Annotated in this window: 12 protein-coding genes; 3 read left to right on the plus strand and 9 right to left on the minus strand. The window is 61.7% G+C overall.

The annotated features are described in order from the left end of the window. The coding region (locus PXK01_RS13975; RefSeq protein ID WP_274860574.1) for an Ig-like domain-containing protein at positions 1 to 2,310 on the plus strand (2,310 nt) is incomplete at its 5' end. 151 nt (positions 2,311 to 2,461) lie between these two features. Here the strand turns inward: PXK01_RS13975 and PXK01_RS13980 are convergent. The 8 genes from PXK01_RS13980 to PXK01_RS14015 all read right to left on the minus strand — a co-directional run bounded on the left by PXK01_RS13980 (position 2,462) and on the right by PXK01_RS14015 (position 11,278). Continuing rightward, positions 2,462 to 2,881, minus strand: a complete 420-nt coding sequence (locus PXK01_RS13980) for a VOC family protein (protein WP_274848129.1) — start codon at positions 2,879 to 2,881, stop codon at positions 2,462 to 2,464. Between the two features lie 114 nt (positions 2,882 to 2,995). After that, positions 2,996 to 4,267, minus strand: coding sequence for an ABC transporter permease (locus tag PXK01_RS13985; protein WP_274848128.1), 1,272 nt, complete (start codon positions 4,265 to 4,267; stop codon positions 2,996 to 2,998). Next, positions 4,264 to 5,184 (minus strand): ABC transporter permease, encoded by a 921-nt coding sequence (locus PXK01_RS13990; protein ID WP_274860575.1) that lies wholly within the window; start codon positions 5,182 to 5,184, stop codon positions 4,264 to 4,266. The genes PXK01_RS13985 and PXK01_RS13990 overlap by 4 nt, the downstream gene beginning before the upstream one ends. 12 nt (positions 5,185 to 5,196) lie before the next feature. After that, a complete protein-coding gene (locus PXK01_RS13995; RefSeq protein ID WP_274848126.1) occupies positions 5,197 to 6,309 on the minus strand; it encodes an ABC transporter ATP-binding protein in 1,113 nt (370 codons plus the stop codon). Between the two features lie 158 nt (positions 6,310 to 6,467). After that, the gene (locus tag PXK01_RS14000; protein WP_274848125.1) at positions 6,468 to 7,592 is read right to left on the minus strand and encodes an extracellular solute-binding protein; all 1,125 of its coding nucleotides are present in this window, start codon (positions 7,590 to 7,592) and stop codon (positions 6,468 to 6,470) included. A 289-nt stretch (positions 7,593 to 7,881) separates the two neighbouring features. Continuing rightward, the gene (locus PXK01_RS14005; protein ID WP_274860577.1) at positions 7,882 to 8,721 is read right to left on the minus strand and encodes a DMT family transporter; all 840 of its coding nucleotides are present in this window, start codon (positions 8,719 to 8,721) and stop codon (positions 7,882 to 7,884) included. A 70-nt stretch (positions 8,722 to 8,791) separates the two neighbouring features. Beyond that, positions 8,792 to 10,468 carry a Na/Pi cotransporter family protein gene (locus tag PXK01_RS14010; RefSeq protein WP_274860578.1) on the minus strand — a complete coding sequence of 559 codons (1,677 nt, stop codon included), beginning with the start codon at positions 10,466 to 10,468 and terminating at the stop codon, positions 8,792 to 8,794. A gap of 12 nt (positions 10,469 to 10,480) precedes the next feature. After that, positions 10,481 to 11,278, minus strand: coding sequence for a DeoR/GlpR family DNA-binding transcription regulator (locus PXK01_RS14015; protein WP_274860579.1), 798 nt, complete (start codon positions 11,276 to 11,278; stop codon positions 10,481 to 10,483). Positions 11,279 to 11,464: 186 nt separating this feature from the next. On the opposite strand from PXK01_RS14015, the gene PXK01_RS14020 reads away from it, so the two are divergent. Further along, the gene (locus PXK01_RS14020; protein WP_274860581.1) at positions 11,465 to 13,012 is read left to right on the plus strand and encodes a sulfatase-like hydrolase/transferase; all 1,548 of its coding nucleotides are present in this window, start codon (positions 11,465 to 11,467) and stop codon (positions 13,010 to 13,012) included. Between the two features lie 93 nt (positions 13,013 to 13,105). Then, a complete protein-coding gene (locus PXK01_RS14025) occupies positions 13,106 to 14,362 on the plus strand; it encodes a glycerate kinase type-2 family protein (protein WP_274860582.1) in 1,257 nt (418 codons plus the stop codon). Here PXK01_RS14025 and hpaR read toward each other — a convergent pair. Further along, the gene (hpaR, locus tag PXK01_RS14030) at positions 14,359 to 14,793 is read right to left on the minus strand and encodes a homoprotocatechuate degradation operon regulator HpaR (protein ID WP_274860583.1); all 435 of its coding nucleotides are present in this window, start codon (positions 14,791 to 14,793) and stop codon (positions 14,359 to 14,361) included. The genes PXK01_RS14025 and hpaR overlap by 4 nt on opposite strands. Positions 14,794 to 14,829: the final 36 nt, after the last annotated feature.

Consider the following 14,829-nt stretch of genomic DNA (forward strand, 5'->3'; position numbering starts at 1 on the left):
AAGTGGACGACTTTTACGCCGCCCGCGACAACACTATGCCGTCGCTACCGTGGCCGAGTATTGCTCCGCCGTTCACAGATCGTCGACACCATGCCAGAAGAGGCTCTGACGGGACATCTTGAACACAATTACTTCAAGGATCTGCAACAGGTATGGCTTGATGATGGGCGTTTCGCTGTGATCTGGAATGAAGCGGAAAAGGTGCCGGGAACCTACGAGTACATCAGCTTTCCCTATGTGATCATCTTTGATGCCGAGGGGCAGCCGCTGACGGACAAGATCGCAATCGACCCGGACGGTGAGCGCGGGCACCATAGAGAGATTGAAATCGTTGCGTTGCCGGAGGGTGGTTTCGCCATCATCTCACAAGACCTCAATCCAGAGACCGGTGACCATGACACAACCATTCGCATCTTCGACGGGAATGGCGAATTGGCCGAAAGAGCCTTTACGGATCAAAACACCGCTTCGCTGATTTCGATTGACCAGCTGCTTGCCAATGACACCGGTGCCGAGCTGACCGTGACGGATGTGTCCGCCACCAGCGCCTTTGGCGCCGAAATCACCTTCAACGCGGAAACCGGCGAGGTTCTCTATGACCCGACCGCCTCCGCCGAGGTGCAGGCCCTTGGGACGGGCGAGACCCTGGAGGACAGTTTCACCTACACGGTGACCGACGCCAACGGAAACACGGATACCGCATCGGTGACGTTGACGGTCGGTGGAACAGATGGAGTTCCTATCACCGTCCCCAATGCAATCGATGATCGCCTGACCGGGGCTCCCTCAAATTTACAAGCTATTGAGGGAGAAGGTGAGTTCACGCTGTCTGGGATCGGGGTTGCCACCTCGCCTCACCCACAGGTTGTCGCGCGTAAAGACGGCGGCTTTGTTTCCGCCTGGAAAGCCAATAGTGGCGGCCAAACTGGCGTCGCTGTCCGTGTCGTGGATGCAAAAGGGAACGATGTCAGATCGCTGTTCCTCGCCAATGAGGACGCAGGTGGGAGACTGGATGAATTCGAGTTGACCGAACTTGAAGATGGCGGCTTTGCGTTGGCCTGGCGAACGAACGGCTCCAATAACCCCGATGTGGATACCCGTTCAACAATGCGGATCTTCAACGCAGACGGATCTCCCCGAACCGGTGAAATCTCCTTGGTCAACTCTGAGGGGGATGATTTTGCCAGCTTCAGGGTCACCGGATTGAGCAACGGCAATATCTTGGTCACCTCTATTGGCACTACTTACCCATCAGGTGCCCACGAGACGCGTTCTGGATTTGACGGCAGGATCTACAGCCCAAATGGCGATATGTTGGGACAGTCATTCGCAATGGATCTTGATGACTTTCCTGGCCAAGGAGCTCTGCAGGGCGTCTCTGTTGAAGCGCTTGAGACCGGTGGATTCATAACACTACGGGCTACGGGTACTATCGGAGCAGGACGATCAACAACCGTTGTTCAGGCCGAAATCTTCGACAATAGCGGTCAGGAAGTCGTAACCAATCTCGAACTTACCACTCGAACAATAGATGCGAATCTGGGAGCCCTGTCCAATGTCCAGGTTTCCGCCAATGAAAACGGATCTTTTGTTGTCACTTGGCGAGAAATCTCCACCGATGCAGGCATTGAAGCACGGATGGTTGGAAGGGTTTTCAACCCCGATGGCTCCGCAGCTTCAGAAGAATTTACGTTCTATAGACCTGTTGTTGCAGGCACAACAGACTACGCCGACAATGGCGATGTAACCTGGGTATCTGCGGAACAGTTTGTGGTGACTTGGTCGGCGCCAGACTCATCAAGAGGGGGTACCTACGCCCAAGTCTACAATGCAGACGGAACCCCCGCGACAGAAAGCGTTCTCGTTAACGAAAGCGAACACTACCATCAAATCTATAGTTCTATTGCTCCTCTCAATGATGGACGCTTCATCATTAGCTGGTACAGCAATGAAGACAGCACTATTGGCATCAAAGCTCAGATCTTTGGGGGCAATCACCCCTATGCGACAGAGGACAGCATAGCCACGATCAAGATATCGGACCTTCTGTCGAATGACACGGGTTTTGATGGCGATAGCTTTGTCTTCTCACTCGACGGAGCCGTCAGCGCCAATGGCGCCAGCCTGTCCTATGACGCCGACACCGGGCTGATCACCTATGATCCCACCGCAGCGGCGGACATCCAGGCGCTGAACGATGGGGATGTGCTGGAGGATAGTTTCGTCTACAGCATCACCGACGCCGAAGGCGCCACATCAGAGGCGACAGTCACGCTGGTCGTCGGCGGCTTGGACGAGTTCCTGAGCTGAGACACGTAGTCATGGGCGGAGCGTGCCGATCGGGCACCCTCCGTTCCCCTGTTCTGACATATATCGCGCCCCGGACGTCGTCCCGATCTCCCCGGGTGGAGGGCGCAGAGATCACGCGGAAGCGCATGTCCTCGGTGGCGCCCGCAGAGATTCACTTGCCATCCCGCCCGGGCTCAGCCGGGTTGCTGGAAAACAACGCGATCTTGTTGCCCTGCGGATCGCGCAGGTAGCCGACATAGAACCGAGGGCCATAGGATGCGCGAAAACCTGGCTGCCCCTCGTCAGAGCCACCTGCAGCTAGGGCCGCGGCGTGGAGGGCGCGCACCTGTTGCTGGCTCTCTGCCTCAAAGGCAACCATAGAGCCGTTGCCAGCCGAGGCCGGTCTGCCGTCGAAGGGCGGTTTGACATAGAAATCAGGCAAGGTCGGCGATTGGCCCGGCGCGACGGGCAGCGCATAGCTCAATCCCTCCGGCCCCTCCTTCAAGATATAGCCAAGGGCTGGCAGGACAGCAGAGTAGAACCGTTTGGCGCGCGCAATGTCATCGGCACCGACGGTCACATAGGCAATCATGGCAAGCGCTCCTTTTTGGGACTGCCATCAGCCTGTAGCACGGACACTGACTGGGATCTGCATATGAAAAGGCGGCCCATTTGGGCCGCCTTGTTCCAGCCTCATAACCCGGGATCAATCACCGCTCAGGCTGCTGGGGGCAAAGACATTGCCAAAGCCGGAGTTGCTCTTGTCCTCCGCCTCGGGCGCCTTGCTGTCCTCTTCTGCCTCGCTGCCACCGGTCAGGGCGTTGGGGCTGAAGACCCCGCCAAAGCCGGAGTTGTTGCCCGAAGGTGCTGCCTGCGGTTTCGGCGCGGTTTCGGCCTCTTCCGCAGCCTTGCGGGCGGCTTCCTCGGCGCGGCGCTGGCGCAGCTCCTGGATGCGCAACTCGGTCTCGATGCGCTTTTGCTCCTGCACGTTGGCGATGCACTGCGCGGGGCTGTAGACCGTGGCGGTGCCCACAACCACAACCGTGGCGCACCCCATCACCACCAGCGCGACCGCCGCCCAGTTGGAGCTGAGGAAGCCCGGAACGCGGAACTTGCCGCTTTCGAGTTCCTCGACCGTGGCGTCCTTGCGGGCCGCCGCGACCAGATCCTTGCGGCGCAGGTTCGCCTCGTTGAACAGCGCGGCAAAGACGGTCAGCACCACGATGATGAAGGCCAGAGCCGAGATCGCGGGCGTGATGCCATAGCGGACCTTCTGCGCCAGCTCGATGGTCAGGGTCGGGTATTCGCCAAAGGTAAAGGTGGTGGTGTTGTAGTTCTCGAAACTGGCGAGGAAGGCCAGAACTGCGGCCGAGGCAATCGCCGGTTTCATGAACGGCAAGAGCACCTTGCGGAAGGCCTGCGCATGGGTGGCACCCAGGTCCAGCGCCGCCTCGGTCAGCGCCGTGTCATAGCGCTGCAGACGTGCCACCAGCACCAGCATGCAATAGCTGGCGATGAAGGTGGACTGGCCGATCACCGTCAGGAACAGCCCGTTCGACAGGAAGCTGTCAGCCCCCAGGCCCACCATCCGGTTGATGCGGTCCCAGAACACCAGCGTCGAAATACCGATGACCACGCCGGGGATCAGGATCGGCGCGATGATGATGGTGTAATAGGTCGCGCGCAGTTTCGGCCAGATCTGGGTGAGCATCAGCGCCCCCGCCAGACCCATTGCCACCGACAGCACCACCGTGCCCGCCCCGACCAGGATCGAGTTCTTGATCCCGTTCAGGATCCGCTCGTCCTGAAACAGCGCCGAGAACCACTCGAAGGTCAGGCACTCCCACGGGGTGGCGCGGGGGAACTCGGGGCTGTTGAAGGCGGTGATCGACATGATCACCAGGGGACCCAGGAGATAGGCAAAGAAGATCGCCAGATAGACCCAGATGCTGACGCGCATGAAGGAGAAGGAGGTCATTTGCCGATATCCCCCATGTTCACCTTGAAGAGGCGCATCACCGCCAGAACCAAGAGGATACAGGTCACCAAGAGCACCACCGCATAGGCCGCGCCCTGTGGCCAGTCGCTGTTGTCATTGAACTGCTGATAGATCAGCTGCGTGAACCACAAGGAGGACGGACCACCCAGGATCTGCGGCGGCGCCAGGGCCCCCGCCGACAGCATGAAGACCATGGTACAGCCCGAGCTGATACCGGGTTTGGCATAGGGGATCACCACGCGGCGGTGGATCATCGGCCAACTGGCGCCCATGTCGCGGGCCGCCTCGATCTGGTTGCGATCCAGGCTTTCGATCACGTTGTAGATCGGGAAGATCATCAACAGGATATAGGCATAGCCAAGCCCCGCATAGAGCGCGATGTCGTTGCGGATGAAGTCAAAGGGCGTGTCGAAGATCCCGAGGCCCACCAGCGCGTTGTTCAGAACCCCGGTTTCGCCAAAGATGATCCGCAGGGCAAAGGCGCGCAGGATCTCGTTGATCCAGTAGGGGATGATCAGCATCAGCGCAAAGATGCGGATGTGATTGCCCTTGGTCTGCGCCAGGTAATAGGCGATCGGGTAGCACAGGATCAGGTTGAACAGCGTGACGAAGACGGCTGCGATCAGGGTCCGGTAGAACACCCGCAGATCGACCGCGTTATAGTCCTGGCTGCCGCCCTCGGGCCCGAAGATCAGGTATTTGTAGTTCTCGACCGTATAGACATCCTTTGGCCCGCCAATCTCTGGCGGCGGCAGGTTGGGCCTAAACGAGAAGTCGAGCATCGACAGTTGCGGCAGGATGATCAGGCCAATGGTCCAGAACAGGACCAGCCCCAGCATAAAAGACCCCATGCCGACGCCGTTGCGATTGAAGAATTCCCTCAGGAAACGAGGCATGACATCCGCCCCCTATTCCGTCGCCAGTTCGCCTGCGGGCAGGGCCACGGCGTTCTGGACATCGTATTGCAGGGTCATCGGCTGGCCCTTGTGGCTGTCGAAAGACTGGCCAAGATTAGGCAGGGACACCTTCAGCTCTTTGCCGCCTTCGCCCTCCATGAAGATGTTGAAGACATTGCCTTCGAATTCCTCGTTGGTGACGGTGGCGGTGACAAAATGATCGCCGGTGGTGCCCGCAGGCGCCAGGGCAAAGGCCTCGGGGCGGATGAACAGCATGGCATCGTCACCGGGCTGCATCTTGCCCTGATTGGCGGTGGAAATCCGCGCCAACAGCTCGCCCGAACGGTTGGTGGCGATCAGGGCGGTGTCACCCGAGACCTGCTTGACCTTGCCGCGAAAGACGTTGTTTTCCCCGACAAAGGACGCCGCAAAGGCGGTGGAGGGATCGTTGTAGACGGTCTTGCCATCGCCGATCTGGTCAATGACGCCCGCACGCATTACCGCAATATTGTCGGACATGGTCAGCGCCTCGCCCTGATCGTGGGTGATGTAGATGAAGGTAATGCCGACCCGTTGCTGGATCTCGCGCAGCTCGGTGCGCATGTGTTGGCGCAGCTTCAGATCCAGCGCCGACAGGGGTTCGTCCAGCAGCAGCACGTCCGGCTCGGCGCATAGGGCACGGGCAATCGCGACCCGCTGGCGTTGACCGCCCGAGAGTTCCGACGGCAGCTTGTCCCCCTGCCCCGGCAGCGCGATCATGTCCAGGAGCTCATCGGCGCGCTTGCGGCGTTCACGGGCAGAGGCGCCCTTGATCTCCATCGAGAAGGTGATGTTCTCCCAGACCTTCATCAGCGGGAACAGCGCAAGGTTCTGAAAGATCAGCGCCGTGGGGCGCTTGTTGGGGCCGATGCCCTTCATGTCGTTGCCGCCGATCAGCACACGGCCCTCGCTGGGGTCAAGAAACCCCGAGACCGCCCGCAGGATCGTGGTCTTGCCGCAGCCCGAGGGGCCGAGAAAGGAAAAGAAATCGCCCCCGTTGATCTTTACGTTCGCGTCGCGCACCGCGACGAAATCCCCAAATCGGATCCAGAGGTTTTCCAGATCTACGCCGACCCCAGCAGTCATGTGGTCACTCCCCGGGGCGCAATCTCCCAGCCCGGTGGCACGCCACTGGCCGGTGCCCGCTGCACCCGTTCAATTGATGTTTGCATCCTGCGCCGCTTGAGGCGCGTGGCTGGCTCCCCGGTGTCACCGGGAAGCCAGTTCGGTGTCAGGCGCGCGGATCAGGCGCTCTTGAACTTGTTGACGAACTCGGTGCGCACGTCTGCGTACCAGGGCGCCTCGGCCGGCCAGGGGTTCAGATTGGCCAGGCTGTCGCCGGGATAGGCTTCGGCGAAGTTCTTCTTGTAGGTATCGCCCGAATAGGCATCGGCGCCCAGAACCGGCGAGTTGTAGCCGTGGCTGTCGATGGCAACGCCCGCGGGCTCCTTGCGGTAGGCGAATTCGATGAAGGCATAGACCTGCTCGACGTTCTGCGCACCAACCGGCATCGACATGCCGTCGACCCAGGCCATGGCACCTTCGACGGGGGCCTGATAGTGCACCGGCTCGCCTGCGGATTTCAGCGCCAGCGGCGGGCCGTCCCAGGTCTGACCAACCACGACGCCTTCGTTCAGCAGACCGTTCTTCTGGGTGTCTGCATCATTCCAGATCAGCTTGATCCGGTCCTTGCGCGCCACGCACCAGTCGGTGATCTGGCCCCAGACCTTGCGCATGGTCTCTTCGTTCTCATAGGCGGCCCAGACCGAGCCCGGCTCCATCTCGCCCGAGGCTTCCATGTAAAGACCGGCGCCCAGCATCATCGAATGGGCACGGCCCATGGTCTTGCCGGCGTTCTCTTCGCTCCAGACATCGCCATAAGAGGGCGCATCGCCCGCGGGCAGCCATTTGTCGGTGCGGTAAGCGATACCTTCGGTGCCCCAGATATGCGGCAGCCAGTGCGACCCCTTGCCAGCAAAGTTCCAGGCGTCGGTGCCGATCTTGGCCATTGCCGGGTTCACGGCGTCGATGTTGACCTTGCTCATGTCGAAGGGCTGCAACAGCTCCAGCGGACCCCACTGCAGCGAGCGGTTGTTGGTGGGAGACACGATGTCGAACCCCTGCCCCTTGGTCGCTTTCATCTTGTTGATGATTTCCTCGTTCGAGCCGATACCGGTGTAATTCACCTTGATGCCGGTCTCGGCCTCAAAGGCCTCAAGGAAAGAGGGCGGCAGGTAGTCCGACCACATCAGGATGTTGACTTCACCCGACGAGGCCAGCGCGCTTTTGGAATAGAGCGGCGCGGCCAGCGCGGCGGCGCCCGCCGTCTTCAGCACGGAACGCCGGGTAACGTTTTGTTTTGCAGTCATGGTATGGTTCTCCCTATGGGGTTATTGATCGTGTTTTTATTTTCGTTGTCTTACGTAACAAAAGCTTGCGGTCGGTCTATCTTGGCCGACAGTGACAGTTTCAAATTTTGATAAGGCCAGAATGCCGCACCACGGCGGCCGGATCGGTCCAAAATCTCCCGAAAGCCCAAGTTTACCTTGATTTGAATTCGCCACGGCAGACCCGTGACAGCCAGCAGTTTGCGCGCCGCTCTGGCCTGCGTCAACGCCCCTGCCCACAGATTAGGCATTGATGGTGCCGTGATGCCCATCACAAAGACGTTCCGATCAGAGCCACCCCACCTGCCATCAGCACAGCAGCCCCCAATCGGCGCATCCAGTTGCCTTCATGCAGGAAAACGAATCCAATCAGCGCCGCAAAGATGACCGAGGTTTCGCGCAAGGCCGACACCGCCCCCAGGGGAGCAAAGGTCTTGGCGTATAGAACCAGCCCATAGGCCGTCATCGACACGAACCCGCCGCCGATACCAATAATCCAGCTGCGCGGGCGCACTGCACCCAGACTGGCCTTTTTGCGCAGCCCGATGAACGAAGCCACAAACAAGTGAAGAAACGCGCCCCAGGCCCAATAGCTGAGGGTATTCCCGGACAGGCGCACGCCAAGCCCATCGATCAGCGAATAGGCCGAGATGCAGATCCCGGTCCCCACAGCATAGCCCAGCGCTGCGCGCCCCACACCGGATCTCAGCGCCTGCCAGCTGCTGAGCTGGATACCGCAGGCAATGAGCGCAATCCCGCCCCAGGCCTGGGGCGGCAGAACCTCCCCTGCAAATAGCATCGCCCATAGCGCCACCAATGCCGGCACGATGCCCCGGGCTATGGGGTAGACCACGCTGAGGTCGCCATGGGCATAGGCGCGCCCCAGCATGTAGAAATAGCCGAAATGCACCAAGGTGGAGGCCGCCACATAGGGCAGGCTTTCCACTGCGGGCAGTGGCAGCAGGGCCACCATGACCGCGCCCGGGATCACATGGCCCAGCGCCACCAGCCCCAGCATGGTGGTGCGGTCCTCGGCCGTTTTAACGATGGCGTTCCACACCGCGTGCAGCATCGCCGCCATGAGAACGATAACAATGACAAAGGGGCTCACTGCGGTTCAATGCCTTTCAGGACGATGGGGTAGAACGGGGATCCAAAAGCGGGCGTTGCGGCCATTCGGGTCAGCTCACCGGCTCCGGCTTCATCTTTTCGATCAGCCGTGTCTCCAACAGCTGGCCGTTTTGATAGAGTACCGGATAGGAGACCGCCGCAATATGGCTGTTGAACTCTCTGAGCGCCCGCAGGGTTTCGAGATGGATATCGGAGGACTCGAAACTCTCGCTCACCCCCCGTTGCAGGCGCTTGAGATGGCGTTTGCGGCTGTCGCGCTCCATGCGTTTCACCTCGGTTTTTTCCAGGTTCAACAGGCGCGCGCTTTCCAGATCGTCCGAGATCAGCACGTTGGAGGCCAGCCGCAGGTTGTCTGCGATCGCCTCATGCAGGCAGACGATCTCTGACCAGCCATCCTTCGAGAACCTGAGCCCCTTCTTATTCAGCTCCCCGGCGAGCGCCGACAGCCGCGCGGCGGCCACATCACCGGCGGTCTCCAGGCGGATCGCATATTCCACCAGGTCCCGCGCCGTTTTCAGCTGGGCGCGCGAAAACGCCTCTTCCGGGATGCCCGCCACATAGGCACGGATGCCGGAGAGGCAGGCGTTCACCTCCTGATCCAGCGCCTGAACCGCCTTGATCTGCGCCGCATCACCGCTGCGGTAAAGATCCGGCAGGGGGCGGAACATAGTGTCGATCAGATCGATCATGCGCAGCAGCTCTCGTTTGAGATTGGTCAGCGCCAGGGTGGGAGAGGCATAATCGCCCGGCACCAGCGCAGAGGCCGGACGCCCAGGACCCTCCGTCTCCGGAGCTGCGGGTTCCGGCAACAGGCGCGCCATCATGGCCTGCACCGGCCGGTAGACAGGCAGTGCCGCGATCAGAAGCGATGCATTGAAGGCCAGGTGGGCATAAACCAGCATCTGCCCGCCTTGCGGATCGCCCAGCAGACCAGCCCCCATGACGGCATGGGAGGCAAAGAGGCAGACCACCGCCCAGCTGCCACGCAGGAACAGGTTGGCAAAGGGAATGCGGCGGGCGCCGATTGCCATGCCCCGGCTGAGCCAGACGGGAATGAAGGCAGATCCGAAATTGGCGCCCAGCACCAGCGACAGGCCGGCGGCAAAGGGCAGCGCTCCGATCTGCACCAATGTGACGCACATCAGGATCGCCGCCACCGAGGAATGCATCACAAAGGCCAGCGCGCCCCCCACCAGGAAGGCGGTGATGTAATCGCGCGCCAGATACCCGGCGATCGCGGGCAGGAAGGCGCTGTCGCGGATCGGGTCCATCGCCTCGCGCAGGAACCGCAATGAAATCAGGATGAAGGCAACGCCCAGCAGGATGCGCCCCAACTGGCGCGGCTTCTTCGCCTCCGTCTTGACGAAAAGGTAGCCGCCCACCGCCAAAAGCACCGGCACCAGCCAATCCAGCCGGAAGGACAAGAGCTGCACGATCAGCGCCGACCCAAGATCACCGCCCAGCACGATGGCCAGACCGGTCGGAAAGGTCAGATAGCCGCTGGCGGCAAACCCGGTCACCAAAAGCGCCACCGCAGTCGAACTTTGCAGCACCAGCGCCAGGCCAACGCCCGCCGCGCCCGCCTGAACAGGGCTGCGCGCCCCGGTCAGGAGCCGCTGGAAGGAGGCACCGTAACTGCGCTCGATCCCGGTGCGCACCATACGCACCGCAAAAAGCAGCAGCATGGTCGCCCCCGCCAGGCTGATCAGAAAGGTCAATATCGCCATCTCTGCCTTCCTTTATGGGGTCTGTTGATCTGCCTCAGGGGCGATCTCTGTCGCGACCCCCCAATCGGCCAGGGATTTTGCCAGCTTCTTGCCCGGGGGCTGATCGATCAGCAGAAGATCCAGCATCTGCGGCACAGGTCCGCGATGCGGGGCGGTCCTGCCGACCTTGCCATGGGTCGACACCAGCAGCACCTCCTCGGCCCCCTCGGCGATCACCCGAGCCAGATGTGCCTCGGGCGCGCTGTGGTAGAGAACCCCGTGTTTGGCCGACAGCGCATCGGCAGAAAGCACCGCCACATCAAAGGCAAACCGCCCCGCCTGCTGTTCGGCCACGGGGCCGAAGGTTCCGCGCTCGTCGCTCTGCATTTCCCCGCCCAGGAGATGCACCCGGTTGCCATTGTGGCTTGCCAGTGTCTGCGCCACGCCGATGGAATTGGTCACCACCGTCAGGTCCCGCCTTTGCCTCAGCGCCTCTGCCACAAAGGCAGTGGTGGAGCCGACGTCCAGAAAGACCGTCATGCCATCCCTGATCCGACCGATCGCCGCCTGCGCGATGCGCTGCTTTTCTGCCCGGTTTTCCCCAATGCGGCGAAAGAAGCTCTGCCCCGCCTGGCCGCCGGTCAGATGAGCACCGCCATGCACGCGCTCGACCAGCCCCGCCTTGGCCAGGGATTTGACCGTGCGGCGCACCGTCTCCTCGGAGACATCCAGCACCCGCGCCAATTCGGCACTGCGTCCCGATCCGCCAAGGCGTTGCAGGGCTTCGACAAGCTCACCTTCACGGCGGGACAATCGGGGAGTGGACGACACGGAATTCGACCTCGACAGGGCAAGAAGACGGGTTTGATGCTTCAATATGGGGGAAGATTCCACACCTTTCCACAAAAACCCACAGATAACCGGTCATATCTCACAGGATTGTGTGGTCGAGAAAAGCCTTCCCAAAGCCGACGCGGCAAGATTATCTGGCGACAGACAGTCAAAACGAGATGCGCCATGGCCTCATCCCCCCGCCCCCGCAAGAACGTTCTGTTCATCCTCATCGATCAGTTGAGAGCCGATTGCCTGAGCGGCGCGCTGGCGGCGCATGTGGAGCTGCCCAACCTGCGCCGCTTCATGGAAACCGCCGTGACGTTTGACCGTAATTACACGGTGGTGAACCCCTGCGGACCCTCGCGCGCCTCGATCCTGACCGGGCAATATGCGATGAACCACCGATCGGTGCGCAATGGCACGCCCCTGCGCCATGATGCCCCGACCCTGGCGGGCGAGATGCGCAAATGCGGCTACCTGCCGATGCTGTTCGGCTATACCGACACCTCCCGAGATCCGCGCGTGCACCACCCCAATGATCCGGCGGTGCAGACCTATGAATACCACATGGCCGATTTCCACGAGATGCTGGAGATGCGGCTGGAGATGTCCTACCCGTGGCGCTCGTACCTGATGAGCAAGGGCTATGCCTTCGAGGACTACTGGGATCTCTACAGGCCGGTCTCTCCCACCGGCGGTCCCGCCCGCCTCAACGATCCCGCCCCCTACCGGGCCGAGGACAGCGACACCGCCTTCCTGACCGATCGTTTCCTGGCCACCATGCCCGCCTACGCCGATCAAAGCTGGTTTGCCCATCTCACCTATATTCGCCCGCATCCGCCGCTGGTGGCGCCCGCGCCCTACAACGATATGTATGATCCGGCCGCCCTGCCCTTGCCCAGCCGCCTGGAGCAGCCGCAGGCCGAGCGCGCAATGCACCCGTTCTTTGGCCCGATGATGGATGCGGTCACGCCCGCCTCAACCGTGATGGGCTTCCCGGATCTGGAGGCCAGCGACGACGTGGTACAGAGCCTGCGCGCGATCTATCTGGGCCTTGCATCTGAGGTCGATACCCATATCGGACGTGTTCTTCAGTTCCTGAAGGACAGCGGCCAGGAGAACGACACGCTCGTCATCATCAGCGCCGACCACGGCGAGATGCTGGGCGACCGGCACAGTTGGGGCAAGTTCTCGGTCTATGATGCGGCCTATCGCACGCCGCTGATGATCCGCCTGCCTGGCAACGCCGCACGCGCCGGATCCCAGGTCGATGCCTTCACCGAATCCATTGATCTTACCCCCACCATTCTGGACTGGGTCGGGCAGGAGATCCCCAATGCGATGGACGGCGCCTCGCTGCTGCCGCTGTTGCGCGGCGAAACACCTGATGGCTGGCGCAGCCATGCCTATTCCGAACTCGATTTCGCCCAGCCCGATGCGCCGGGCGATATGCCTGGCCTTGATCTGTCGAATTCCGCGCTCGCGATCCTGCGCGATGATCGCTTCACCCTGGTGGAATTCGCCGCCAACCTGCCGCCCCTGCTGTTCGATCATCACGGTGCCGGGGAGATGGCGAATGTGGCCGGTGATCCCGCCCTGCAGGCAGATCTTGCCCGCCTCACACGCACCATGCTGCGCCACCGGATGAAGAACGCCGATCACACCCTGTCGCTGGATCAGATCACCACCGGAGGACCGCAAAGGTATCTCCGCCCCCGCCCCGGCGGTTGACCTTGCCCGCGTCTTTCAGGCAGAAGACCCACCAAGTTTAGCGATAACATCCCGGCATTGATCGGGTCACGCTGCCAGCCGGGGGAAAGAGACATGAGTGACCTTCGCAAAACCGCGCTTGCGCTGTTTGCCGCCGCCGTGGAGCGCGCAGATCCGGCCCTTGCGCTGCGCCGTCAGCTTGCCGAGGCGCCCCTTGCGCCCCTGCCCGAAGGCGGCCGCAGCCTGATCCTTGCGGTGGGCAAGGCCGCCATCCCGATGATGCGCGAAGCCTTGGCTCAGATCCCCGAGCCGCGCGCGGCCCTTGTGGTGACCAACCCGGAAAACCTCTGCACCCTTCCCGGAGCGCAGGTGATCGCAGGCAGTCATCCCGTCCCGGACGAGGCCAGCGCCGCCGCCGGGCGGGCCGTGGTCGACTTCCTGGCAGGTGCCACAGCGCAGGACCGGGTGATCGCGCTGATCTCGGGTGGGGGATCGGCGCTGATGGTCGCGCCTGCATCGGGGCTGACACTAGAGGACAAGGCCGAGGTGGGGCGGCTACTGCTGGCCTCGGGGCTTGAAATCAACGAGATGAACCTGATCCGCCAGCAGCTGTCGGATCTGAAGGGTGGCGGGCTGTTGCGCCATGCAGCACCGGCACCGGTCACCGCCTATCTGTTGTCTGATGTGATCGGCGATGACCTGCGCGCCATCGCCTCGGGGCCCACGGTGTCGCCCATCGGCACAAGGTCAGAGGCCCGCGCCGTGATGGAGCGCGTCGGCATCTGGGAAGCCGCTCCAGAAGCGGTAAAGGCTCACCTGTCTGCCCGCGAAGAACCCGTCGATTTGCCGAGTGCAGAAAACATCCTGATCGGGTCGAACCGCCACAGCCTTGCCGCCATGGAAGACGCAGCCAGCGGGTGGGACGCGCAGATTGTCAGCGACCACCTGACCGGCGATGTGGCAGAGGCCGCCCAAGCGGTGATCGAGGCCGCACACAAAGCCCCGTCGGATCGACCCGTGGCGCTGATCTTTGGCGGCGAAACCACCGTGCGGCTGACCGGCACTGGCCTTGGCGGGCGCAATCAGGAATTGGCTTTGCGGGTGGCACAGCTTGGCACTGAACGCCTGACCGGGGATTGGGTCTTCCTGTCGGGTGGCACCGACGGGCGCGATGGCCCGACCGATGCGGCAGGAGGGATCGTCACCCCTGAAACCTGGGCCGCAGTCAGCGACGCCGGGCAGGATCCCGAGGCGCTACTGGCCAATAACGACAGCTACGCCGCCCTGAAGGCTGCGGATGCCCTGGTGATGACCGGGGGCACCGGCACCAATGTGGCCGATGTGCAGGTCTTCCTGCGCAAACCGGATTAAAGTTCGATCTTGTCCAGATCGTTCAGCAGGTCCAGCAGCGCCTCGTAGCGTTCTTCGCCCATCTTCTGGCGGGTCCGCTCGACCAACGCCATGCTGGCATCGATATTGTCATCGATGATCTGCTCGCCCGCCGGGGTGATCGTCACCACCTGACGGCGCCGGTCGACCTGATCCCGGCTGCGACTGATCAGCTCTTTCTCTTCCAGCTTTTGCAGGATGCGGGTCAGGCTGGGCAACAGAAGGCAGGCCTCTTCCGAGATCTGGGTCGGATCCGTCGGCCCGCTTTCCTGCACAACGCGCAACACACGCCATTGCTGTTCGGTCAGGTTGGCATCGGTCAAGAGCGCTCGAATCGGACCCATGACACGTTCACGCGCCCGCAACAGGGCAATCGGCAGTGAACGGTCGGTGGATGGCAGTGATTTTGTCATGCGCGTTTATCACCTTAAACACGCATAAAACGCAAT

It is taken from the genome of Phaeobacter sp. PT47_59, from assembly GCF_028890025.1.
In the GTDB taxonomy this organism is placed as follows: domain Bacteria; phylum Pseudomonadota; class Alphaproteobacteria; order Rhodobacterales; family Rhodobacteraceae; genus Phycobacter.